The organism is Methylobacterium currus (assembly GCF_003058325.1).
Classification (GTDB): domain Bacteria; phylum Pseudomonadota; class Alphaproteobacteria; order Rhizobiales; family Beijerinckiaceae; genus Methylobacterium; species Methylobacterium currus.
This window is the reverse complement of record NZ_CP028843.1, coordinates 6,519,660-6,542,055: the sequence shown is the minus strand read 5'-3', so window position 1 is coordinate 6,542,055 and position 22,396 is coordinate 6,519,660. Positions and strand designations below refer to the sequence as shown.

General features: G+C 71.8%; 20 protein-coding genes. 11 read left to right on the top strand and 9 right to left on the bottom strand.

What is annotated here, in order from left to right; genetic code table 11:
* Positions 1 to 132 precede the first annotated feature (132 nt).
* The 3 genes from DA075_RS30055 to DA075_RS30045 form a co-directional block, all read right to left on the bottom strand.
* Positions 133 to 2,007, bottom strand: a complete 1,875-nt coding sequence (locus DA075_RS30055; RefSeq protein ID WP_099956294.1) for a M23 family metallopeptidase — start codon at positions 2,005 to 2,007, stop codon at positions 133 to 135.
* 94 nt (positions 2,008 to 2,101) lie between these two features.
* A complete protein-coding gene (scpA, locus tag DA075_RS30050; RefSeq protein ID WP_099956293.1) occupies positions 2,102 to 4,279 on the bottom strand; it encodes a methylmalonyl-CoA mutase in 2,178 nt (725 codons plus the stop codon).
* A 166-nt stretch (positions 4,280 to 4,445) separates the two neighbouring features.
* A complete protein-coding gene (locus DA075_RS30045; protein ID WP_099956292.1) occupies positions 4,446 to 5,123 on the bottom strand; it encodes a TetR/AcrR family transcriptional regulator in 678 nt (225 codons plus the stop codon).
* Here DA075_RS30045 and DA075_RS30040 point away from each other — a divergent pair.
* Complete coding sequence (locus DA075_RS30040) at positions 5,122 to 5,832, top strand: O-methyltransferase (RefSeq protein ID WP_099956291.1); 711 nt, start codon at positions 5,122 to 5,124, stop codon at positions 5,830 to 5,832. The two genes, DA075_RS30045 and DA075_RS30040, sit on opposite strands and share 2 nt — an antisense overlap.
* A 66-nt stretch (positions 5,833 to 5,898) precedes the next feature.
* Here the strand turns inward: DA075_RS30040 and DA075_RS37845 are convergent, their stop codons facing one another.
* Positions 5,899 to 6,246 (bottom strand): hypothetical protein, encoded by a 348-nt coding sequence (locus tag DA075_RS37845; protein ID WP_232387085.1) that lies wholly within the window; start codon positions 6,244 to 6,246, stop codon positions 5,899 to 5,901.
* On the opposite strand from DA075_RS37845, the gene DA075_RS38680 reads away from it, so the two are divergent.
* The 4 genes from DA075_RS38680 to DA075_RS30020 all read left to right on the top strand — a co-directional run bounded on the left by DA075_RS38680 (position 6,236) and on the right by DA075_RS30020 (position 8,880).
* A complete protein-coding gene (locus tag DA075_RS38680; protein ID WP_420813097.1) occupies positions 6,236 to 6,922 on the top strand; it encodes a DUF817 family protein in 687 nt (228 codons plus the stop codon). The genes DA075_RS37845 and DA075_RS38680 overlap by 11 nt on opposite strands.
* 8 nt (positions 6,923 to 6,930) lie before the next feature.
* Complete coding sequence (locus tag DA075_RS30030; protein WP_099956896.1) at positions 6,931 to 8,049, top strand: S1C family serine protease; 1,119 nt, start codon at positions 6,931 to 6,933, stop codon at positions 8,047 to 8,049.
* Positions 8,050 to 8,115: 66 nt separating this feature from the next.
* A complete protein-coding gene (locus DA075_RS30025) occupies positions 8,116 to 8,376 on the top strand; it encodes a hypothetical protein (RefSeq protein WP_232387083.1) in 261 nt (86 codons plus the stop codon).
* Between the two features lie 144 nt (positions 8,377 to 8,520).
* On the top strand, positions 8,521 to 8,880 hold the full coding sequence (locus tag DA075_RS30020; RefSeq protein WP_232387082.1) for a hypothetical protein: 360 nt from the start codon (positions 8,521 to 8,523) through the stop codon (positions 8,878 to 8,880).
* Between the two features lie 3 nt (positions 8,881 to 8,883).
* Here DA075_RS30020 and DA075_RS30015 read toward each other — a convergent pair whose 3' ends face one another.
* A complete protein-coding gene (locus tag DA075_RS30015; RefSeq protein WP_099956288.1) occupies positions 8,884 to 10,197 on the bottom strand; it encodes a flavin monoamine oxidase family protein in 1,314 nt (437 codons plus the stop codon).
* Positions 10,198 to 10,449: 252 nt separating this feature from the next.
* Here DA075_RS30015 and DA075_RS30010 point away from each other — a divergent pair, with 252 nt between their 5' ends.
* A complete protein-coding gene (locus tag DA075_RS30010; protein ID WP_099956287.1) occupies positions 10,450 to 10,803 on the top strand; it encodes a hypothetical protein in 354 nt (117 codons plus the stop codon).
* Positions 10,804 to 10,852: 49 nt separating this feature from the next.
* Here DA075_RS30010 and DA075_RS30005 read toward each other — a convergent pair whose 3' ends face one another.
* The 3 genes from DA075_RS30005 to carA form a co-directional block, all read right to left on the bottom strand.
* Positions 10,853 to 11,545: a class I SAM-dependent methyltransferase gene (locus tag DA075_RS30005; RefSeq protein WP_099956286.1), complete on the bottom strand. Its 693-nt coding sequence runs from the start codon at positions 11,543 to 11,545 to the stop codon at positions 10,853 to 10,855.
* 11 nt (positions 11,546 to 11,556) lie between these two features.
* On the bottom strand, positions 11,557 to 11,928 hold the full coding sequence (locus DA075_RS30000; protein WP_099956285.1) for a hypothetical protein: 372 nt from the start codon (positions 11,926 to 11,928) through the stop codon (positions 11,557 to 11,559).
* A gap of 136 nt (positions 11,929 to 12,064) precedes the next feature.
* Entirely contained in the window at positions 12,065 to 13,279 is a 1,215-nt protein-coding gene (gene carA / locus DA075_RS29995) for a glutamine-hydrolyzing carbamoyl-phosphate synthase small subunit (RefSeq protein WP_099956284.1), read from the bottom strand.
* A gap of 162 nt (positions 13,280 to 13,441) precedes the next feature.
* On the opposite strand from carA, the gene DA075_RS29990 reads away from it, so the two are divergent.
* From DA075_RS29990 to rpoD, 4 genes are all read left to right on the top strand, one after another.
* Positions 13,442 to 13,894, top strand: coding sequence for a GatB/YqeY domain-containing protein (locus DA075_RS29990; protein ID WP_099956283.1), 453 nt, complete (start codon positions 13,442 to 13,444; stop codon positions 13,892 to 13,894).
* 320 nt (positions 13,895 to 14,214) lie between these two features.
* The gene (locus tag DA075_RS29985) at positions 14,215 to 16,299 is read left to right on the top strand and encodes a methyl-accepting chemotaxis protein (RefSeq protein WP_244936446.1); all 2,085 of its coding nucleotides are present in this window, start codon (positions 14,215 to 14,217) and stop codon (positions 16,297 to 16,299) included.
* A gap of 146 nt (positions 16,300 to 16,445) precedes the next feature.
* The gene (gene dnaG, locus DA075_RS29980; protein ID WP_099956282.1) at positions 16,446 to 18,365 is read left to right on the top strand and encodes a DNA primase; all 1,920 of its coding nucleotides are present in this window, start codon (positions 16,446 to 16,448) and stop codon (positions 18,363 to 18,365) included.
* Between the two features lie 195 nt (positions 18,366 to 18,560).
* On the top strand, positions 18,561 to 20,558 hold the full coding sequence (gene rpoD / locus DA075_RS29975; RefSeq protein WP_099956281.1) for an RNA polymerase sigma factor RpoD: 1,998 nt from the start codon (positions 18,561 to 18,563) through the stop codon (positions 20,556 to 20,558).
* A 57-nt stretch (positions 20,559 to 20,615) separates the two neighbouring features.
* Here the strand turns inward: rpoD and DA075_RS29970 are convergent, their stop codons facing one another.
* Positions 20,616 to 20,870, bottom strand: coding sequence for a DUF2798 domain-containing protein (locus DA075_RS29970; RefSeq protein ID WP_099956280.1), 255 nt, complete (start codon positions 20,868 to 20,870; stop codon positions 20,616 to 20,618).
* Positions 20,871 to 21,114: 244 nt separating this feature from the next.
* Here DA075_RS29970 and DA075_RS29965 point away from each other — a divergent pair, with 244 nt between their 5' ends.
* On the top strand, positions 21,115 to 22,362 hold the full coding sequence (locus DA075_RS29965; RefSeq protein ID WP_099956279.1) for an adenylate/guanylate cyclase domain-containing protein: 1,248 nt from the start codon (positions 21,115 to 21,117) through the stop codon (positions 22,360 to 22,362).
* The last annotated feature ends 34 nt before the right edge of the window (positions 22,363 to 22,396 follow it).

Below are 22,396 nucleotides of genomic sequence, written 5' to 3'. Positions count from 1 at the left end.
TGGCTTCGACACGTCGATGCCAAGGCGTCCGGCGCATCAGCGCCGACGCCCGTTCGGGCTTAGCCAGCGCCTTCGAACGGGTCCGTCCGAAGGCGCGGCGGTATCAGACGTCGCGTAGGAGACGACATACCCTTACATCCGCTCCGCCACCGTCTTCCCCCCATGCTTCTGGCGCAGCGCGTCGATCTGCTCCTCCGCCTGCCGGAAGGCGGCGAGGCTCTGTCCGGTGAGTTCGCGGGCGCTCGGCAGGCGGATCTTCATCGGGTCGACGAAGCGGCCGTTGATCGCGACCTCGTAATGGACATGGGGGCCGGTCGAGAGGCCGGTGGTGCCCACCGCGCCGATCACCTGGCCGAGGCGCACCCGGGCGCCCGGCGCGATGCCGCGGGCGATCCGGGCCATGTGGTTGTAGGCGGTGGTGTAGCCGTTGGCGTGCTGGATCTCGACCCGGTTGCCGTAGCCCGAGCGCGCGCCCGCCGACACGATGGTGCCGTCGCCGGTCGCCATGATCGGCGTGCCGCGGGTCGCCGCCCAGTCGACGCCGTTATGGGGCCGGTAATAGCCGAGGATCGGGTGCAGGCGGGCGCCGAAGGGCGACGAGATCCGCCCCTCGGCCACCGGGCGGCGCATCAGGAATTTCTGGCTCGAGCGGCCGTTGGGGTCGAGGTAGTCGACCTCGCTCGATCCGGGGACCCGGTAGCGGTAGAGGCCCAGGGTCTCGTCGTGGATGCGCAAGGCCACATAGAGCAGTTCCGGCCGGGCATCCTCGTCCTCGGTGAAGAACAGCTCGGCCCGGTCGCCCGGGGTGGTGCGCTGCTGCAGGTCGGTGCTTGTCGCAAGCGCCATGACCATCTCCTCGATGATCGGGCGCGGCACGCCGTTCTTGAGCGCGGTGCCGTAGAGGCTCTCGTAGAGGGTGACGCCGGCCTCGTCGTCGTCGTCCCGCGCGGTGCCCGGCCGGGGCGGGGCCACCGAGACGAAGCCGCCGCGGTCGTTGGCCGCCACGATCTCCTGGATGCCGTCCTCGCCGTAGAGGGTCACCCGGGCGATGCCGCGGCGCTCGGGGGTGTGGCCGTCGCCTTCGGGCGCGATGAGGAGGCGGACGTGCTGGCCTTCCGCCAGGTCGTCGCGCGCGTGGACGCTCAAGGCCCCCATCAGGGCGGCGAGCCGCGCCGGCTCGGCGCCGTTGCGCTTGAGGAGGTCCGCGAGGCTCTGGTCCTTGGCGAGTACGAGGTCGCGCTCCTCGACCAGCCGCGCGCCGTCCCCTCCGGTGCCGGTCTCGGCGATCGCGGTCAGGTTCTCCGGCAGGATCCGGACCTCGATGTTGCGAAAGCGCGCCTCCAGCCCGGGATCGTCCGGCAGCGCGGCCGGCCGCAGGGCGCGGGAGAGCAGGCGCTCGGCCGGGAAGGCCGGCGGCAGCGTCCCGCCGGCGAGCGCCTGGGTCTCGGCCACCAGGGCGTTCACCTCGTCGTCGGTGAGGGCCGGGGCGTCGTCCTCCAGCGCGGCCTCGGCCAGCGGGCTGCGCACCAGGGTCACGGCAGTCTCGGCCGGGTCCGAATCGCCCTCGGGGGCGGCCGGCGCCTCGACCCGGGCGCTGCGCAAGGGATCGAAGGGCGGCACCGGCACGTCGGGGGCGCGCAGCGGCAGTTCCGTGGCGATCTGCACGTAGGCGTGGACGCGGATCACCTCGCGCTCGCCGGCGCGCTCGGTCATCGGCGCCTTGAAGGCGGTCTTGGCCGCCACGATCATCTCGTCGCGCACCAGCCGGTCGCCCTTGCGGGCGACGTCGCCGGCCCCGCCCTCGCCGTGGGGCGGCAGCGCCCGCTCCGGCGGCGTCGCCACCACGCCGTCGGCAGCGGCGAGGTAGAGCGCGACACCGATCAGGCCGGCGCCGGTGATGCCGGTGAGGAGGCTGCCGGCGAGCCAGCGCAGGTTGAGGGCCTGCCGCGGCGGCCGCGACGCGGCGGCGGAGCCGGAGAGGGAAGGCGCGTCGACGAAAGCGGACAACGAATCGGGCCCTGGACTCAGGCGGAGGGGAGGGGCCGCCCTTGGCGCCGAAACCGTGACCGTTTTGAGACGCGGCCTTACTCCGCCGCGGCCCTCACTCCGCGGCGATCTTGGGCGCGTAGCCGAGCCGCGCGTTCAGCTCGTCGATCAGCGAGGCGGCGGCCTCCGCGATGACGGTGCCGGGCGGGAAGATCGCCGAGGCGCCGGCCTGACGCAGGGCCGGGAAGTCGCCCGGCGGGATCACGCCGCCGACCACGATCATCACGTCGGGCCGGCCGGCCTCGTCCAGTGCCCGCTTCAGCTCCGGCACCAGGGTCAGGTGCCCGGCGGCCAGCGACGAGACGCCGACGATGTGGACGTCGTTCTCCACCGCCTGGCGGGCCGCCTCCTCGGGGGTGGCGAAGAGCGGGCCGATATCGACGTCGAAGCCGAGATCGGCGAAGGCGGAGGCGATCACCTTCTGGCCGCGATCGTGGCCGTCCTGGCCCATCTTGGCGACGAGGATGCGGGGGCGGCGCCCATCCGCCTCCTCGAAGGCCTCGACCTGCCCGCGCACCCGCTCGACCGCCGCCGACATGCCGCCCATCTCCCGCTTGTAGACGCCCGAGATCGCCCGGATCTCGGCCCGGTGCCGGCCCCAGGCCCGCTCCAGCGCCTCCGAGATCTCGCCGACCGTGGCCTTGGCCCGCGCCGCCTCGACGGCGAGCGCGAGCAGGTTGCCGCCACTCTCTTTGCCGGTACCTTTGGCGGCCTCGGTCAGCGCCGCGAGGCGCGCCTCGACCGCCTGCCCGTCTCGCTCGGCGCGCAGGCGCTTGAGCTTGTCGATCTGGAGCGTGCGGACGTTGCCGTTGTCGACCCGCAGCAGGTCGATGGCCCGGTCGCCGTCGGGCTTGTAGCGGTTGACGCCGACGATGACCTGCTGGCCCGAATCGATCCGCGCCTGGGTGCGCGCCGCCGCCTCCTCGATGCGCAGCTTCGGGATGCCGGCCTCGATCGCCTTGGCCATGCCGCCCAGCGCCTCGACCTCGCGGATATGCGCGGAGGCCCGGGCGACGAGATCCTGCGTCAGCCGCTCGACGTAGTAGGAGCCGCCCCACGGATCGATGATCCGCGTCGTGCCGCTCTCCTGCTGGAGGAAGAGCTGGGTGTTGCGGGCGATGCGGGCCGAGAAGTCGGTGGGGAGCGCCAGCGCCTCGTCGAGCGCGTTGGTGTGCAGCGACTGGGTGCCCCCTTGCGTCGCCGCCATCGCCTCGAGGCAGGTGCGGGTGACGTTGTTGAACACGTCCTGCGCTGTCAGCGACCAGCCGCTCGTCTGCGAGTGGGTGCGCAGGGCCAGGGACTTGTCGGATTTCGGCGAGAAATCCTTCACCAGGGAGGCCCAGAGCAGGCGCGCCGCCCGCATCTTGGCCACCTCCATGAAGAAGTTCATCCCGATCGCCCAGAAGAACGACAGGCGCGGGGCGAACTTGTCGATGTCGAGCCCCGCCGACATCCCGGCGCGGATGTACTCGACGCCGTCGGCCAGCGTGTAGGCCAGCTCAAGATCCTGCGTGGCGCCAGCCTCCTGCATGTGGTAGCCGGAGATCGAGATCGAGTTGAACTTCGGCATATGGGCCGAGGTATAGGCGAAGATGTCCGAGATGATCCGCATCGACCCGGCCGGCGGGTAGATGTAGGTGTTGCGGACCATGAACTCCTTGAGGATGTCGTTCTGGATCGTGCCGGCGAGCTTCTCCGGGGCGACGCCCTGTTCCTCGGCCGCGACGATGTAGAGCGCGAGCACCGGCAGGACCGCGCCGTTCATCGTCATCGACACGGTCATCTGGTCGAGGGGGATGCCGGAGAACAGCGTCCGCATGTCGTAGATCGAATCGATCGCGACGCCCGCCATGCCGACATCGCCCGACACCCGCGGGTGATCGGAATCGTAGCCGCGGTGGGTGGCGAGGTCGAAGGCGACCGACAGCCCCTTCTGCCCGGCCGCGAGGTTGCGGCGGTAGAAGGCGTTCGAATCCTCCGCCGTGGAGAAGCCGGCATATTGCCGGATCGTCCAGGGCTGGGTCGCGTACATGGTCGGGTAGGGACCGCGCAGGAACGGCGCGATGCCCGGATAGGAGCCGGCGAGGTCCAGCCCCTCCCGGTCCTGCGGGCCGTAAGACGCCTTCACCGGGATCCCCTCGGGGGTCATCCAGGGCTCGGCGGCGGTCGCGGCGGGGCTGGCGGCCACGGCCGGCGCGAAGGCGATTTCCGAGAAATCCGGGATGCGGGTCATCGGCCTGCGGCTCTCGTTGCTGGCGTTCCTTGCCGATGACTTATAGGCGCGGGTCCCGCTGCGGCCAATGGGAGGAAGGTGGGTCCTTCACGAAACGGCCGCAGGTGCGCGACCGGCCCCCGGTCGGCCCCAGTTCGCAGACCGCCGGGACCGACACGCGCGGCGGTCACGCGGAGAGCGCGAGCAGGGTCCGGGTGATGCGCGTGACGAGCGGGTCGCCGGCCGCTTCGCCGCGGCGCCGCGCGGCGTCGGTCAGGGCGCGCGCGACGGCGCAGAGGTCGTCGGCGAGGGCGTCCGCGCGGTCCGCGGCGTCGCAACCGTGATGCGCGAGGTAGCCGGCCAGGCTCGCCGTCAGGGCGGCCTGGACCACGGTGTGATCCGCGTCGAGCGCAAGCTCGTCCTCGAGCCGGTCGAGGGTCGCGGCCAGGCGCGGGCGGCGGATGTCGCCGGCGAGGGCGGCCTCGACGATCCGGCGCAGCCCGGCGTGACGCGGCTCGCGCCGCGCCCGGATCGCCGCCTCGCCGACCGCGACGGCCAGCGCCTCGCGCAACCTCCGGCTGAGGGCGGCCACCACCGCGTCCCGGCCGTCGAAATACTGGTAGAGCGTCCCGATGCTGACCCCCGCCCGCTCGGCGATGGCGTTGGTGCTGGTCGGCCGGCCGCTTTCCAGAAGCTGAGCGGTCGCGTCCAGGATGGCGTCGACCGTGGCGCAGGCGCGGGCCTGAACCGGCCATTTCCGCTGCGGCAGCCGCAGCGTCCGGTCCCGGCGGAAAATGCGAGTGACGCCGCCGGGCGGCGTGCCGCTAGGCTCGGACCACCGTACCGCTGCCCCGGGTCCCGTCATGACGCCTGCTCTCGCACGTCCTGCCCGCTTGCGTCCGATCTTCCCCGCACCGCTCCAGTCCCTGCTCGACCGGCTCTATGCCGAGGCCGTCCAGACCGATCCCGGCCTGCGTCAGGCCGCCCGGGACCGCGGGCTGTCGCATGACGGCCAGCCGGACTTCTACGCCGCAATGGCGGAGGCGGCGATGCCGGTGACCCCGGATTTCGGGGCGCTCCTCTACATTCTGGCCCGGAGTTCGGGCGCGCGCCACGTGGTCGAGTTCGGCACATCGTTCGGTCTGTCCACGCTCTGCCTCGCCGCGGCCATGCGGGAGAATGGCGGCGGCCGGATCGTGACGACGGAATTCCTGCCTGAGAAGGCGAACCGGGCGCGGGCGCATTTCATCGAGGCCGGCCTGGACGACCTGATCGAGCTGCGCGTCGGCGACGCGCGCGAGACCCTGGCGCGCGATCTGCCGGACCCGGTGGATCTCCTGCTGCTCGATGCCGCCAAGGATGCCTACGGCGATGTCCTCCGCCTCGTCGAAAAGCGGTTTCGTCCCGGAAGCCTGGTCGTCAGCGACAGGGCGGATCTCGATGGCGACGACGGCGGCCGGGCGGCCGATTACCTCGCGACGATCCGCGACCCGGCCAATGGCTACCGCATGGCGGAGATCGTCACCTCGGCTTTGGGCCTGCGCTTCTCCCACGACCTCGCGGTGCACCTGTGAGCGCGCGCGGGCCCGTCCAGGATGGCGGGCCCGCAAGAGGCCGCGAGGTCTAAGATCGACAACGCCTCAGCGTCCTTCGTCGCCCCCCGCCACCCGGCCGCGGGCCCGCGCCCGGACCCAGTCGCGCCGCCGCTGATCCACCTTCGACTCGGCCGCCTCCCGCTCCGCCGGCACGGTGGCGTAGAAATCCGCGACCGCGGCGCCGCCATGGATGCGCTGGCCGCGGCCGGCCTCTTGGTCGCTCTCTTGCCGCAGCCGCCAGCAGCCGAGCGCCTGCCTTTCGCCGGTGCTCCGGGCGCGGGTGCAGGCCTCCGCCCGGGTGTCGCGGGGCGAGGCCGCGGCGCTGCCCGCGAGGGCGGCGAGCGCGAGAGAGCCGAGGAGGGCGAGACGGGACAGCGACGGCTTGCGGAGCATTCCGGACCTTTCGTGTGGGGAGGGGTGCAAGCCTAGAGATCCGCCCTCATGCCTGCAACCTGACCGGGTCTCCGGCCGTGACGGCGCCGGACAGCGCCGCCTCAGCGGCTTCCTGTATGCCAGCGTCGGCTCCTATCTCGCCCGGGTGTGGCGCCTGTTCGATTTCCGCTTCACCCGCCACCCGCCGCTCCGGGCCCCCGTCGTCCTGTCGCCGGCGATCGACGTCAATCTTTTCACCCAGCACGTCGTGACCGACCTGCGCCTCGGGCTGTCCGCGGCCGCCGCCGGCCTGTTCGACCCGGCGACCATCCATTTCCGGGTCTGGCGCGTCGATCGGCGCATGCCGCTGCTGCCGGGCCTGCTCCTCGTCACCCTGTTCATCGGGTTGGCCGAGACGATCGGCACGGCGACGCAGGGGTGGATCTACCCGCATCAGGCGGCAGGCTGGGCGGCGGTGTCGCCGCAGAAATTCGGCTCGTGGTTCCTCCTGATGATCATCTCCGACACGCTGGTCGCCCTGGTGAGCCGGCCGAAGGCGCTCGCCACGGCCGGCGCTACCCCAAGCGCGGCGATTGGCGCGGCCATTGACGCAGGCCCCGCCCGGCCCACTTCCCCGCCAGCGACAGCCGGTTCCCTCCCGGCACGTTCGCTTCCGGCAAGTTCCCTCTCGGAGTGACGAAGACGGTGCCCGATCGCTTCCTGCGGGTCGCCCTGACCGCCGCCCTGGTTCTGCTCGCGCTGTTCGTCGCGCAGCCCTACGTCACGAGCCTGCTGTTCTCGGCCAACGAGCCCCGGGCAGTGACGGCGCGGGGCGACCTCTCGCAGGCCGAGGCCTCGACGGTTGCCCTGTTCGAGCGCGCGGCGCCGTCCGTGGTCTACGTCTTCGCCCGGGCGCAGCAGGGCGCGGTGACGTTCGATCCCGAGACAGGCGAGCGCCGGCAGGGCGGGGGCGAGCAGACCGGCTCGGGTTTCGTCTGGGACGCGGCCGGCCACGTCGTCACCAACAACCACGTCATCCAGGGTGGCGGCGACATCCAGGTGCGCCTCTCTACCGGCGAGGTGGTGCCCGCGACCGTAGCCGGCACCGACCCGAGCTACGACCTGGCGGTCCTGAAGCTCGGGCGCGTCACCGCCGTGCCGCCGCCGATCGCCATCGGCACCTCCGGCGACCTCAAGGTCGGGCAGTTCGTCTACGCCATCGGCAACCCGTTCGGCCTCGACCACACTCTGACGACTGGTGTGGTGAGCGCGCTCAAGCGCCGCCTGCCGACCGCGGAGGGGCGGGAGCTGTCCGGCGTGATCCAGACCGACGCGGCGATCAATCCGGGCAATTCGGGCGGGCCGCTCCTCGATTCCGCCGGGCGGCTGATCGGCGTCAACACCGCGATCTTCTCGCCCTCCGGTGCCAGCGCCGGCATCGGCTTTGCCATCCCGGTCGACGTGGTCAACCGGGTGGTGCCGAACCTGATTCGCACCGGCCGCACGCCGAGCCCGGGCATCGGCATCGTGGCGGCGAGCGAGGATGCGGCGGCACGGCTCGGGATCGACGGCATCGTGGTGGTGCGGGTGCTGCCGGGCTCGCCCGCCGCCCAGGCCGGCCTCCAGGGCGTCGATCCGGCGACGGGCGAGATCGGCGACATCATCATGGGGGTGGACGGCCGCCCGGTGCGGCGGCTGGCCGATCTCACCGCGGCGCTCGAAGCCTCCGGCGTCGGCCGCAGCGTGACGCTCCAGGTCGAGCGCGACGGGCGGGCGATCACCGTCATGGTCACCCCGGCGGATATGGGACAGCGCCGGCGCTGACGCCTTCGGTCGCGCGGCGGAGCCGGAGGCGTTATCCTGGCGCCGATCCGCTCCGGAGCCCGCCCCGTGCCTGCCCGCCTCCTCGCCGCCCTCCTCGTCACGGCCGCCGTGCTGCCGGCTGCCGCGGGCGAGCGCGGCGCCCGTCCGCCGCGCCTGTGCCCGCAGGACGCGCCGCCCGGCGTGCGCCTGCCCGACCGGCCCGAATGCCGCGAGGCACCCCCGGCGGCCGTCCGGGCCACGGCCCCGGGCTTCATCGATCTCGGCAACGGCACCTCGCTGCGCGTCAGCGGCCGGGCCGCCTACGAGGTGGGCTATACAGGGCGTTGACCCTCGATGGGCTGACCCGCGATCGTCCGGGGCGATGCCGTTCCTCCCTTGGTCGAGATCCGGACCGAATCGCCCTCCGGGACCTGCCCCGTCGGAACCCTCCGGGGCCCCGCCGCATTCGCTCATCGGGGCGAGACGGAGGGCATGATGATCCTGGCAGCCTGCGAGGGCCGGCACTGGCAATACGAGATCGTCGAGCATGCCGACGGCTACGTCGTGCGGATGCGCGACCTCGATACCGGCGATCTCGACGCGGAGGGCGCCACGGTCTTCCGCACCATGCCGGTGGCCTTCGCCTTCGCGGAGATGTCCGCCGCCTTCGACCGCTTCACCGCCTCGACCGAGGAGGAGGCGGACGACGTCCAGATGGCCACCGACTTCGCGGTGTCCGAGCGCGTCTTCTGCGATCTCAGCAGCCGCCTGTGCGACGGCGGCGTCGCCGGCAACCTGGTCCAGGCCTGGGAGCGCCGGCCGGCGGACGGGCCTCGGCTGACGCTGCACTGATTGTCACGACCCCAGCCGCTTGAGCACGTCCCGTGCCGCCCGCTCCCCGTCGAGCGTCGCCCCGCCCACCGTCATCGCCGCCCCGCCCCCTGCTGCCTCGCCGGCGAGGTAGATCCGCTCGGCCACCGGCACCCGCAGGGCTTCCCGGGCGGCGAGGTGGCCGGGCCGCGCCAGGGAGTAGCTGCCGCGGGAGAACGGGTCGGTCCACCAGGCGGCGAGCCGGCCCGCCGTGACGGCGGCGCGGATGTCGGCGCCGAAGACGCTCACCAGATGGTCGGTCGCCGCGGCCAAGGCCGCCCTCTCGCCGGCCTCGCACAGGGCCCGGGCGCCGTCGCCGCCGCAATGGAGCACCGCCAGGGGCTTCCCGAACGGCTGCATCTCCAGATAGGCGGTGAGGCCGGGCGTGCCGCCGCGCAGGATCACGGCGTCGCGCAGGTCCTGGGCGCGTAGCCGGGCGAGGTCGAGGGCCAGCCCGATCTTGGTGTAGGCGCCCATCGTCAGTCCCGCCACGGCTTGCGCGGTCGCCGCCGGCAGGTCCGGGGTGAAGCGCAAGGAGCCCGACGCCAGCACGCCGACCGGCACCGTCACGATGGCGCAGGCGGCCCGTAAGCGTCCGCGGGGCGTCTCCACGGCGACGCCCGGGCCGCTCCAGTCGAGGCCCGTCACGGGCGTGTCCAGCCGCACCGGCAGGTCGGCGTAGTGGGAGGCCACGAGGGCGCCGTAGCCGTCGACCCAGATGTCGTCGCCGGACCAGAGCTGGTCGTAATCGGCGCAGGAGACCCGGTCCGGCTCCTCGCCGAGGGTGAGGCGGGTGAGCCCGGTGGCGGCGGCCCGTGCCGCCTCGTCCTCGCCCGCCACGGCCTGCGCCACCGAGCGGTCCGGACCGGCCGGGTGGTCGAGGAGGGCGCTGACCCGGCCGAACCCCGACCGGCGCTGGCGCCGCTCGGCCTCGCTCGCCCGGACGCCATCGTTCACCAGGACCGGCCAGGGGCTGGTGGCGTCGTCGGTGGTGCGCACGCGCGCCGCTTGCGCGATCTCCCGCCACGGGTTGCGCTCGGCCCAGTGCACGTATTGCCCGCCGGCATCGAAGCTGCGCCCCGGCCCGAGCGCCGTCTCGGTGAAGGCCCGCCCGCCGACGCGCCCGCGGGCCTCCAGCACCACGACGCTGTGGCCGCTCCGCCGGATCGCCGAAGCCGCGGCGAGGCCGGCGGCGCCAGCCCCGATCACCGCGACGTCGGCATCGCTCGCGGCGCGGGTACGGGTGGAAGCGGCGAGCACGGCGGCGCCGGCCAGGAGGGAGCGACGCGACAGCGTCATCCCGGTTCTCCGTATGGGTTCCTTGTGCGACTCACCTCGGCGGAGGTGCGGCGCCGGCAAGGCTGCGCGGCGAAATATCGCCCGGTCGGCGGCCTGACGGAGCGCCTTCGACGCAGGCTGTCCGAGATCCGAGGTCGACCGGACTTGCCTCGCGTCACCTGCTGCGCCAGGACGATGAGATATGCGGCGGATTCGTTCTCGGGCGCTTAACCGGTGCGGCGCACCGCTGCGCCGGATCGGGGGAGGCGATCAATGCGGGTCGTCGTGTGGCTCATCTCGGGTGCCCTTCTCCTGGTGGCAGGGTGGCACTGGGTGAAACTGGACAAAGTCATTCGTCCCAAAATCCCGAAGACCGGCGAGGAGAGCTTTCGTGTGTCGGTCCGGCACTGGATCTGGAACCCGGACATCTCCGACGACGCGCGGCGTCACGCCGTCGCGGGAGCGTTCGCCCTCGCGACCGGGATGGGTACGGCGAGCATCGGTGTCTGGTGTCGCGGGCTGCCCGCCCTCTCCATCCTCTCGGTCGGTGGGGCCGTGTTCGGGCTCTTCGATGTCGTGCGGGAGTACCGGGTGTTCCGAACGCGGCGCCGCTGGCGGGCAGGCTGACCGTGCGCTGGCAGCATCCGCTCACGGCGATGCGAGCCGCCGTTCGACGTCACGCCCGCCCCACGAACGCCATCCGCCCCTGATTGTGCCCGAGATTCTGCGGCATCCGCTCCGCCGCGAAGCCGGCAGCCGCGAGCCGGGCCAGCATCGCGGCCTCGCCGGAGCGCGTGAGCCCGAGGCGCCGGCGCAAGCTCCGGTAATCCGACACGAGGGTGCGGGCGAGGCCGATCACCGCCGCCAGCAGAAAACCCTCGCGCCGGGCGAAGGCGAGGAGCGCGGCGGCGTCCGACAGAGCGCCGAGATGGGGTGGAATGACGTCGGCGAGGACCAGGCGGCCGCCGGGCTTCAAGAGGCGGCGCCAGGTCAGCAGGCAGGCGTCGAGCTCCGCGGCGGTGAGGTACTGCGCCAGGGAGTTCGCCACCACGAGGTCGAGGCCGGCCGGCGGCAGCGCGGCGACCTCCTCGGGCGACAGGACGGCGATCTTGGGATTGTCGGAGAAGCGCCGGCGAAGGGCGTCGCGCTGGCGCGGCGAGGCGTCGCAGAGGAGGAGCCGGCCGCAAGCCAGAGCGACCCGGGCGGCAGACAGGGCCTCGCCGCTGCCGTGGTCGAGGACGACCGCGTCCGGGTGCGGAACCAGGGCGGCGATCTCGTCGGCCAGCCCGGCATAGTGCCGGGCCTTGTGGCGCGCATTGACGTAGATCGGGGTGTCGCGGTCCCAGAACTCGCGCCAGGAGGCAACCACCCCGGGCGCGCTCAGCCGCCGATCAGCAGGACCGAGACCGCCCGGTCGATCGAGAGATAGAAGACCGCGAAGGCGACGACGGCGGCCAGCGCGAACTCGGCGGCGTCGTTCGGCAGGGCGCGCAGCTCGCGCAGGGTCTCGCGGCCGTAGAGGGCGCCGAGCCAGGCGAGGGTCAGTACCACCGGCATCGCGAACAGGAACGACCAGGTGCTCTCGACGCGGCTCGCCATCGGGTCGATCAGCGCGCGGATGTTGCGCACCCACGGCGCCTGGGTCGCGGCCGCCAGGGTGGTCACCCAGGCCAGCCCCACGGCGATGCCGAGATGGGTCGTGAAGGTGCGGTGCAGGCGCGAGAAGCTGTCGGTCGCGGCGTGGTCGGTCACTGGGCAAGCCCCGAATTCGCGGCCCCGCGACGATCGTTCATCGTCGTCGCTCCAGGGCGGTAGACGGCCGAAGAATCGGCCGCGAGTTCGGGTTTTTTGTGGCTGCGGCCGGATCCGGCCGCAACCTTTTTCAGAGTTACGCGTTGCTGCCTTTCGTCTCGCGCATGAGGCTGACGAAGCGGTCGAACAGGTAGTGGCTGTCCTGCGGGCCCGGCGAGGCTTCCGGGTGGTGCTGCACCGAGAAGGCCGGGCGGTCTGTCAGGGACAGGCCGCAATTCGACCCGTCGAACAGCGAGACGTGGGTCTCGACGGCGTTCTCCGGCAGGCTGTTCGGATCGACCGCGAAGCCGTGGTTCATCGAGACGATCTCGACCTTGCCGGTGGTGCGGTCCTTCACCGGGTGGTTGGCGCCGTGATGGCCCTGGCTCATCTTCACCGTGCGGCCCCCGAGCGCGAGGCCCATCAGCTGGTGGCCGAGGCAGATGCCGAAGGTCGGGACCTTCTTGTCGAGGAGGGCGCGGATCACCGGCACGGCGTATTCGCCGGTCGCCGCCGGGTCGCCGGGGCCGTTCGACAGGAAGACGCCGTCGGGCTTGAGCGCCAGCACCTCCTCGGCGCTCGCGGTGGCCGGCACGACCGTGACGTCGCAGCCCGCCTTCGCCAGGAGGCGCAGGATGTTGCGCTTCACGCCGTAATCGATCGCCACGACCTTGAGGCCCTCGCCCGGCGCGCGGCTGCCGTAGCCGGCGGGGTGCTGCCACACGGTCTGCCCCCAGGTCGTGGAGGCCTTGCTCGTCACCGGCGGCACGAGGTCGAGGCCTTCCATCGGCGGGAGCGCGGCGGCCTTCGCCTTCAGCGCCTCGCGGTCGAAGCGCCCGTCCGGGTCGTTGGCCAGGATCGCGTTCGGCATGCCGCGGTCGCGGATGAGGGCCGTCAGCGCGCGGGTGTCGACCCCGGTGATGCCGACGATGCCGCGGGCCTTCAGCCAGCCGTCGAGGTGGCGCGAGGAGCGCCAGTTGGAGGGATTCGTGACGGCCGAGGCGATCACCGCGCCGCGCACGCCGGAGGCCGGGGCATCGTCGAGGCTCTCGAGGTCCTCGTCGTTGGTGCCGACATTGCCGATATGCGGGAAGGTGAAGGTGACGATCTGCCCGGCATAGGACGGATCGGTCAGGATCTCCTGGTAACCGGTCATCGCGGTGTTGAAGCAGACCTCGCCGGCGGCCTCGCCGGTGGCGCCGATGCCGAAACCCTCCAGAACCGTGCCGTCGGCGAGCACCAGGAGGGCGGTCGCGACGGGCTCGGCCCAGCCTTCGGGTTGCGCGGGGGCGGCCGCGTCGTCTTGCAGCATGATCGTGAACTCGCTTATGTCGCGGCCGGGCACGGCCGACGGGCGCGGCCGGCTGTTTACGGGGCCGGCGGCGGCCCGGTCAATCTGGGGATGCTCCGGTATCCCCTCAAGTGCCTCACCTTTCAAGTGCCTTGCATCACACGACAACACCAGGAGACCGGCATGCTGCGCCAGCGCCTCACCGCCGAGATGAAGGAAGCCATGAAGGCCGGCGACAAGGCGAAGCTCGCCACCGTCCGGCTGATCCAGGCCGCCCTCAAGGACAAGGACATCGAGGCCCGCGGCCTAGGCAAGGAGCCCCTGGGCGAGGAGGAGATCTTTTCGCTGCTCCAGAAGATGATCAAGCAGCGCAACGAATCGGCGACGGTCTACGACCAGGGCGGCCGCCCCGAACTCGCCGAAGGGGAGCGGGCGGAAGCCGCGATCATCGCGCAGTTCCTGCCCCAGCAGATGGACGAGGATGAGACCCGCGCGGCGATCCAGGCCGCCATCGCGGAGACCGGTGCCGCCTCGCCGAAGGACATGGGCAAGGTCATCGCCGCCCTGAAGGGCAAGTATGCCGGCCGGATGGACTTCGCCAAGGCGAGCGGCCTGGTGAAGGGAATGCTGGCCTGACGGCCGCGACCGGCGCCGGGCCCGGCCGTACCGGTGTCGTGCAAGGACGCCGCGCCCGACGCCTCGTCGCGGGCGCCGGCGCGTCTGGACGGCGGAGGTCGATCCCCGCTGTCCCGACGGCGCGGCGCATCGGCCGCGCCGGTTCCCGCCCCGTCTCTCCCGGGCCGCGCGAGCCGGCATCGGGCGTGAGGTTCAACAGAATTTCGCAGAAGGACGTCTGTTCCATCGTTAGGTAAGGATTAAAGAGGTTCGTCGTTATCTCTGCGTCATCCAAGGGGAGCCTGACGGGTTCCGGGGAGCGGGGGTGCACGGTGAGATCGTTGTCGTCCATTCGGGTCCTGGTGCTCGGGATCACGCTCGCCCTGGGAGGCATCGTCGGGACGATGACGCTCGACCGGGTCGTCGAGGCCTGGAACAAGCACCGCGATGCCCGGGCCGTCGCCGTCGCGGCGACGCTCGACCAGCGCGTCCTCGACGCGATGCAGACCCTGCGCTTCGAGCGTGCGGACACCGCCGTCGCGGTGAGCCTGGCTGGCGACGAGGCCACGGCCCAGCACAGGACCATCGCCGGCCATCGCGCCCGGGCGGACGAGGCGATCGATGGGCTGGTCGCCGCCTCCGCCGGCCTCGACGTGCCGGGCCTGCGCCAGGCGATCGCGGATTTCGAGCCCGCCTACCGCGACCAGATGGCGCTGCGGCGCCTGGTCGACGCGGCCGCCGACCGCGAGATCTCCGCCCGCGACAAGACCCTGGCCCCGCGGGTGCTGCAAACGGTCGATGCCACCATCGACCGCCTCGACCGGGTCGCCGGCGCCCTGGAGCAGCAGATGGCCCGGCTCGAGCCGGAGACGCGCCTGCTGACCGGAATCCAGCGCCTTGCCCGGGAAACCCGCAATGCCGCCGGCTTCCTCACCTCGACGATCAGCACCGTCCTGGCGAGCGGGGCGCCGCTCTCCACCGAGCAGGCACAGGCGCTGCAGGTCATGCGCGGGCGCCAGGACGCGATGTGGAAGCTCGTCGAGGGGCGGACGGCCGAGCTGCCCGCCAGCGTCGCCGCCGCGGTCGCGGCGGCGCAGGAGGCGTATTTCGCGCCCGCCACGGCCGCGGCGATCCAGCGCAACCTGCGCGCCTTCACGCCCGGGGCCGAGGCTCCGATGACCCGCGAGGCGTGGAAGGACTTCATCCTGCCGAAGCTCGCCACCATCATGAACCTGGCGAGCGAGGCCATGGCGGCCGAGGTGCGGGCGGCGGATGCGGCGGCCGAGGCGGCAGGGCGCCGGCTCGGCACCCACCTGGCGCTGCTCGCGGTGGTGCTCCTGCTGGTGGGCGCGAGCTGCGCGGTCGCCCAGCTGCGCATCGCCCTGCCGATCCGCCGCATGACCGGTGCGATGCAGGCCCTCGCCGCGGGCGACGCGACGGTGGCGGTGCCGGCGATCGGACGCCGCGACGAGGTCGGCGCCATGGCCGCCGCCGTGCAGGTGTTTCGCGACAACCTCATCCGCACCCGCGCCCTCGAGGAGGAGACGGCGCTGGCCCGCGCCTCGGCCGAGGAGCAGCGCCGTGCCGGCATGCGCCAGATGGCCGATGCCTTCGAGGCGGCCGTCGGCGGCATCGTCGGCCAGGTCGCGGCCTCGGCCACCGAGCTCCAGGCCACCGCCGCCGTGATGACCGACGGCGCGACCCGGACCGCCGGACGCTCCACGGCGGTTGCCGCCGCCGCCGGCCAGACCGCCGAGAATGTCGGCACGGTCGCGGCCGCCGCGGAAGAGCTCGGTGCCTCGGTGAGCGAGATCGGCCGGCAGGTCTCGGGCTCGGCCGCCCTCGCCCGGACCGCCGTCGACGAGGCCGCCGGCACCGCCGGACGGATGCGCGAGCTGAGCGAGGCGGTGGCCCGCATCGGCGACGTCGTCGGGCTGATCTCCTCGATCGCCAGCCAGACCAACCTGCTCGCCCTCAACGCCACGATCGAGGCCGCCCGGGCGGGGGCCGCCGGCCGCGGCTTCGCCGTGGTGGCGGCGGAGGTGAAGGAACTCGCCGGCCAGACCGCGAAGGCCACCGAGGAGATCACCGGCCAGATCGGGCGGATCCAGAGCAAGACCGGGGAGGCGGTGTCGGCGATCGAGGCGATCACCGGGCGGATCACCGAGATCGACCGCGTGTCGATCGGGATTGCCGCTGCCGTCGAGGAGCAGGGCGCGGCGACCCAGGAGATCGTCCGCAACGTCGCGGAAGCCGCCTCCGGCACCAACCAGGTGACCCATACGATCACCGAGGTTGCAGGGGCCGCGGAGGAGACGGGAGCTGCCGCGACGCAGGTTCTCTCGGCCTCCTCCGAGCTGTCGCGGCAATCCGAGCAGCTCTCGGCCGAGGTGAAGCGCTTCCTCGCCTCCGTCCGGGCGGCCTGACGGCCGCACCGGCGTGACGGCCTGACGGCCGCATGGCGGGGCGGCGAGGACGGAAGAGCCGGCTGCGCCGCGGCCGGCTCCGATCCGTTAGGACTCTGCTGACCAAGACGCGTTACAAGGCAGATCCCTCGACCGGACCGTAACCCTTGCGCTATCCGCCCCACCTGCTCGAAGAGATCCGCTCCCGCCTGCCGGCCTCCGAGGTCGTCGGCCGGCGCGTGCGCCTCAAGAAGGCGGGTCGGGAATGGCGCGGCCTGTCGCCGTTCAATGCCGAGAAATCGCCGTCGTTCTACGTCAACGACCAGAAGCAGTTCTACCACTGCTTCTCCTCGGGCAAGCACGGCGACATCTTCACCTTCGTGATGGAGACCGAAGGCGTCTCGTTCCCGGAAGCCGTGGAGCGCCTGGCCTCGGAAGCCGGGGTGGCCTTGCCGGCGCCGAGCGAGGCCTCGCGCGAGAGCGAGACGCGGCGGCGCGGCGCCCTGGAGGTGATGGAGCTGGCCTGCACCTTCTTCGAGGAGCAGCTGGCCGGCCGCACGGGCGCGCGGGCGCGCGACTACCTCGCCGGCCGCGGGCTCGACGGCGAGGTCCGCCGCACCTTCCGCCTCGGCTACGCGCCGCCGGAGCGCTACGCGCTCCGCGACCATCTCGCCGCCCGCGACGTGCCGGCCGAGCTGATGGTGGAATTGAACCTGCTGACCACCGGCGACGACATCAAGGTGCCGTTCGACCGTTTTCGCGACCGGGTGATCTTCCCGATCCGTGATGTGCGTGGCCGGGTCGTGGCCTTCGGCGGCCGCGGCATGAGCCCGGACGCCAAGCCCAAATACCTCAACTCCTCCGAGACGCCGCTCTTCCACAAGGGGCGGATGCTCTACAACCACCACGCCGCCCGTAAAACGGCCCACGAGACCGGCCGGGTGATCGCGGTCGAGGGCTATGTCGACGCGATCGCGATGACGCTCGCCGGGCACCCGGAGGTGGTGGCCTCGCTCGGCACGGCACTGACGGAAGACCAGCTCGCCCTGCTCTGGCGCATGGCCGACGAGCCGATCCTGTGCTTCGACGGCGACGGCGCCGGCCGGCGCGCCGCCTACCGCGCCCTCGACGTCGCCCTGCCGGCGCTCCAGCCCGGCAAGTCCCTGCGTTTCGCCCTGATGCCGGAGGGCCAGGACCCGGACGACCTCCTGCGCACCGGGGGCCCGGGCGCCATCGACCGGGTGCTCGACGGCGCCCGGCCCCTCGTCGACGTGCTGTGGTCGCGCGAGACCGAGATGAGCCCGGTCGACACGCCGGAGCGCCGGGCCGGCCTCGCCCAGCGCCTGCGCGAGATCGTGAACGGCATCCGCGACGAGACCCTGAAGCGCTACTACCGCGACGAGATCGAGGCCCGGCTGCGCTCCTTGAGCCCCAATGGCGGCGCCCGCCGGGAGGGAGGGGGCGATCGGGCGTATCGGGAGCGGGCGCCCTTCGTGCCGCGGGGTCGCGGCGTTCCGCCCCAGCCGGTCTCGCCGCGGCTCACCGCCCGGGCGAGCCCGCTTCTCGCCCGCTCCTCGCTGTTCTCCGGCGGCTCGTCCTCGCGGGAGGCCTTGATCGTCGCGGCCCTCCTGGTCCATCCCGAGTTGCTGGCCCGCGAGGCCGAGGAGCTGGCGGAGGTCGAGTTCGAGGGAGCCGATGCGCGCGCCTTGCGCGGCGCGCTGCTCGATCTCGCGGCGGAGGGAGGGGCGGGTGACGCGGCCTTCCTCGACGCACGGCTGGAGCGAGCGGGACTCACGGCGGCGGCGGGCCGAATCTCTGCGCTGGTGCGGCCTGGCGACCGCTGGGTTCTCGATCCGCATGCCGATCCGGTGCGGCTGGAGGACGCGCTCCGGCAGGCCGTGATCTTGCACCGCAAGGCCGGAACGCTACATAGCGAACTCCGGGCCGCCGAACGCGCCCTGGCGGAAGAGGAGACGGAGGCCAACTTCGCCTGGCTGCGCGACGTGAAGACCCGCCTCTCCGTGGTGGCGGGCGCAGAAGCCGAGGCGGAGGTGGCCCACGACGCGGACCACGAGGCCGAATCGTGACGGAATCGTCTTGAACGCCACGCGCGGCTTGCGGCTTTCGTCCGGACTAGTTAACGGCAAGTCGATCGATTGGCTTGCACATTTGCGTGAGATCCTGGGGCGGCTCGTGCGCCGTCCGACGAGACATCACGGTGCCGGCATGGCGGGAGCCTCCCCCGCCCGGGCACTGCCGACACCGGGAAGCATAGGCTGAGCATGGCGACGAAGGCAACGGAACGAGACGAGACCGAGGCGGCCCCCGAGCAGCAGACCGACGGCCCGCTCCTCGACCTGACGGATGCCTCCGTCAAGCGGATGATCAAGCTCGCCAAGAAGCGTGGCTACGTCACCTATGACGAGCTGAACGAGGTGCTTCCCCAGGAGGAATTCACCTCCGAGCAGATCGAGGACGTGCTGGGCCAGCTGTCCGAGCTGGGCGTCAACGTGGTCGAGGCCGAGGAGGCCGACGACCAGCAGGGCGAGAACGCGCCTCAAGAAGGGGCCGAGGAAGAGGAGGCCAGCGAAGGTGGCGAGGTGGCCGAGGTCGCCGCCGCCCGCCCGGTGGCCCTGCGCGCCGAGACCGCCAAGGAGCCGACGGATCGCACCGACGATCCCGTCCGGATGTACCTGCGCGAGATGGGCTCGGTCGAGCTTCTCTCCCGCGAGGGCGAGATCGCGATCGCCAAGCGGATCGAGGCCGGGCGCGAGGCGATGATCGCCGGCCTGTGCGAGAGCCCGCTGACCTTCCAGGCCATCATCATCTGGCGCGACGAGCTCGTCGACGGCCGGGTGCTCCTGCGCGACATCATCGACCTCGAGGCGACCTATGCGGGCCCCGACGGCCGCGCCGGCCCCGCCGAGGGCGAGGTCGAGGGGGAGGGCGACGAGGAGGCCGAGGGCGAGACCCCGCCGGAGGGCGAGGGCGACGAGGACGACCTCGAGAACAACGTGTCGCTCTCGGCGATGGAAGCCGAGCTGAAGCCGCGCGTGCTCGAGACCTTCGACGCGATCGCCGAGAACTACCGCAAGCTGCGCAAGGTCCAGGCCGAGCAGGCCGAGACCCGGCTCAAGGGCGCGGCGGCCTCGGAGTCGCAGGGCCAGCGCTATTCCGAGCTGAAGAACACCGTCGTCGCCGACGTGAAGTCGCTGTCGCTGAACGCCAACCGCATCGAGGCGCTGGTCGAGCAGCTCTACGACATCAACAAGCGGCTGATCTCGCATGAGGGCCGCCTGATGCGGCTCGCCGAGAACCACGGCGTCGCCCGCGACGAGTTCCTGCGCCACTACCAGGGCTACGAGCTCGACCCGCACTGGGTCGAGCGGGTCGCCAAGCTCGGCGGCAAGGGCTGGAAGAACTTCACCGAGCGCGGCGCCGACAACATCGGCACGCTGCGCGAGCAGATCATCTCGCTCGCCTCTGAGACCGGCCTGGAGATCCAGGAGTACCGGAAGATCGTCCACATGGTCCAGAAGGGCGAGCGCGAAGCCCGCCAGGCCAAGAAGGAGATGATCGAGGCGAACCTGCGGCTGGTGATCTCGATCGCCAAGAAGTACACCAACCGCGGCCTGCAGTTCCTGGACCTGATCCAGGAGGGCAATATCGGCCTGATGAAGGCCGTCGACAAGTTCGAGTACCGCCGCGGCTACAAGTTCTCGACCTACGCCACGTGGTGGATCCGGCAGGCGATCACCCGCTCGATTGCCGACCAGGCCCGCACGATCCGCATCCCGGTGCACATGATCGAGACGATCAACAAGATCGTCCGGACCTCGCGCCAGATGCTGCACGAGATCGGCCGCGAGCCGACCCCGGAGGAACTGGCCGAGAAGCTGGCGATGCCGCTGGAGAAGGTGCGCAAAGTCCTCAAGATCGCCAAGGAGCCGATCTCGCTGGAAACCCCGATCGGCGACGAGGAGGATTCCCACCTCGGCGACTTCATCGAGGACAAGAACGTCGTCCTGCCGATCGACGCGGCGATCCAGTCGAACCTGCGCGAGACCACCACCCGGGTGCTGGCCTCGCTCACCCCCCGCGAGGAGCGCGTGCTGCGCATGCGCTTCGGCATCGGCATGAACACCGACCACACCCTGGAGGAGGTCGGCCAGCAGTTCTCGGTGACCCGCGAGCGCATCCGCCAGATCGAGGCCAAGGCCCTGCGCAAGCTCAAGCATCCGAGCCGGTCGCGGAAGCTGCGGAGCTTCCTCGACAATTGAGGCCGCGGACACAGCGAGAAAGGCCCGGCAGGCGATCCGCCTGCCGGGCCTTTGTCGTTATTGCGGCGGCGCCACGATCCGCGCCACCGCGCGCCGGACCAGCGGCAGCACGAGCAGCAGGGTCGGGAAGGCGACGAGCCACGAGAAGCCCCAGGCCCGGGGCCAGTGCCAGAGCATGCCCGGCGTGAACCCGATGCTGAGCAGGGTCGAGATGCCGGAGACGACGCAGGTCATCAGCACGGAGAGCAGGAAGGCGGTGACGAGCGGTGCAGACGAGGCCGGCAGCCGTCGTGCCGATGGGGAAGAGGTCATGACACGTCTTTCGAGACGGGCGGCCTGCCCGGGCGATGCGGCGCGCACTCGCCCGGCGGAGACCACCCGAGGGAGCGCGTTGCCTGACGTGAGACGCTTACGGCCGGCCGGGACACGGCCCGGCGACGACCTTGCCGATAGCAGACGCAGGGTCACATGCCAAGCGGATGGACCGGTTGTCCGTAGCCAAGCCTTTCCGCAACCAAGCCTTGCCGTCCTGCGGCGCAACGCCCATCTCAGCGCCATGCACGACCCGCTTCGCCCTCATCCCGCTCCGACGCCCACGGCCGCGGCGGACGGATCGGAGGCGAGCGACATCCCGATCGGCCTGTTCCGCGACTGCGTCGCCCTGCGCGACTGGCTGCTCAGCGAGGGGGCAAGATTGCCGGAATCCGGCGATCTCCTCGCCGGCATGGCCGAGCGGCTGAACGATCTCGGCGTGCCGGTCGACCGGGCCACCACCGCCATCGATGCGCTGCACTCGGACTATTCCGGCGTCGGCCGGTTCTGGACCCGCGAGGACGGCGTCAGCTTCCGCCTGTTCCCGCATGGCGAGGTCACCGAGCAGGCGCTGGCCCGCAGCCCCTTCGCCCATGTCTACGCCACCGGCGAATGGCTGATTCTCGACCTGCGCGAGACGCCGGACGACCGCTACAGCATCATCCCGGAGCTGAAGGCGGCGGGCTACACCCACTACATCACCGTCCCCCTTTTCTTCACCAACGGCACCAAGAACGGCGTCACCTTCGCGACCCGCGATCCCCGCGGCTTCGGCGACGACGACCTGGCGATCCTGCGCTTCATCATCCCGACCCTGTCGGCGGTGATGGAGATGCGCGGCCTCAATGCCCGCCTCGATCACGTGCTGCGGGTCTATGTCGGCGACGGGCCGCATCAGGCGATCCTGGCCGGCTTCATCCGCCGCGGCCAGGTCGAGCGGATCCGCTCGGCGATCCTCTTCGCCGACATGCGCGGCTACACCCACCTCACCGACGCGCTGACGCCCGAGGCCTCGGTGGAGCTTCTCAACACCTATTTCGACTGCCTGGTGCCGCCGATCGAGAGCGAGGGCGGCGAGGTGCTGAAATACATGGGCGACGGTCTCCTGGCGATCTTTCGCGAGAGCGGCGACGATCTCGGCGGCGCCGCGCAAGGCGCACTCTCGGCCGCGCAGGCGGCTTTGCGCCGCGTCGAGGAGGCGAACCGCGCCGGGCGTTTTCCCACCCGCATCGAGGTCGGCATCGCGCTCCACCACGGCGAGGCGGCCTACGGCAATGTCGGGTCCGGCGCCCGGCTCGACTTCACGGTGATCGGGCGCGACGTGAACCTGGCGAGCCGGCTCGCCAAGCTCAACAAGGTCCTGTCCGAGTCGCTCCTGATGTCGAAGCCCTTCGTCGACTTCCTGTGGGGCGACCCCGAGCTGCTCGGCACCCATCCCCTCGACGGCATCGCCGAGGAGATGGCGATCTACCGGCCGGGCAAGGGCGGGTGAAGGGGCGGGTGAAGGGGCGGCTGAGGGGTGTTGA

What these genes read in the sequence shown, in the direction of transcription:
- DA075_RS30045 (WP_099956292.1), bottom strand. Translation starts at nt 5,123, where the DNA reads ATGACGGGACCCGGGGCAGCGGTACGGTGGTCCGAGCCTAGCGGCACG.
- scpA (WP_099956293.1), bottom strand. Translation starts at nt 4,279, where the DNA reads ATGACCCGCATCCCGGATTTCTCGGAAATCGCCTTCGCGCCGGCCGTG.
- rpoD (WP_099956281.1), top strand. Translation starts at nt 18,561, where the DNA reads ATGGCGACGAAGGCAACGGAACGAGACGAGACCGAGGCGGCCCCCGAG.
- carA (WP_099956284.1), bottom strand. Translation starts at nt 13,279, where the DNA reads ATGCTGCAAGACGACGCGGCCGCCCCCGCGCAACCCGAAGGCTGGGCC.
- DA075_RS30010 (WP_099956287.1), top strand. Translation starts at nt 10,450, where the DNA reads ATGCGGGTCGTCGTGTGGCTCATCTCGGGTGCCCTTCTCCTGGTGGCA.
- DA075_RS29990 (WP_099956283.1), top strand. Translation starts at nt 13,442, where the DNA reads ATGCTGCGCCAGCGCCTCACCGCCGAGATGAAGGAAGCCATGAAGGCC.
- DA075_RS30040 (WP_099956291.1), top strand. Translation starts at nt 5,122, where the DNA reads ATGACGCCTGCTCTCGCACGTCCTGCCCGCTTGCGTCCGATCTTCCCC.
- DA075_RS30020 (WP_232387082.1), top strand. Translation starts at nt 8,521, where the DNA reads ATGATGATCCTGGCAGCCTGCGAGGGCCGGCACTGGCAATACGAGATC.
- DA075_RS37845 (WP_232387085.1), bottom strand. Translation starts at nt 6,246, where the DNA reads ATGCTCCGCAAGCCGTCGCTGTCCCGTCTCGCCCTCCTCGGCTCTCTC.
- DA075_RS30015 (WP_099956288.1), bottom strand. Translation starts at nt 10,197, where the DNA reads ATGACGCTGTCGCGTCGCTCCCTCCTGGCCGGCGCCGCCGTGCTCGCC.
- DA075_RS29970 (WP_099956280.1), bottom strand. Translation starts at nt 20,870, where the DNA reads ATGACCTCTTCCCCATCGGCACGACGGCTGCCGGCCTCGTCTGCACCG.
- DA075_RS29965 (WP_099956279.1), top strand. Translation starts at nt 21,115, where the DNA reads ATGCACGACCCGCTTCGCCCTCATCCCGCTCCGACGCCCACGGCCGCG.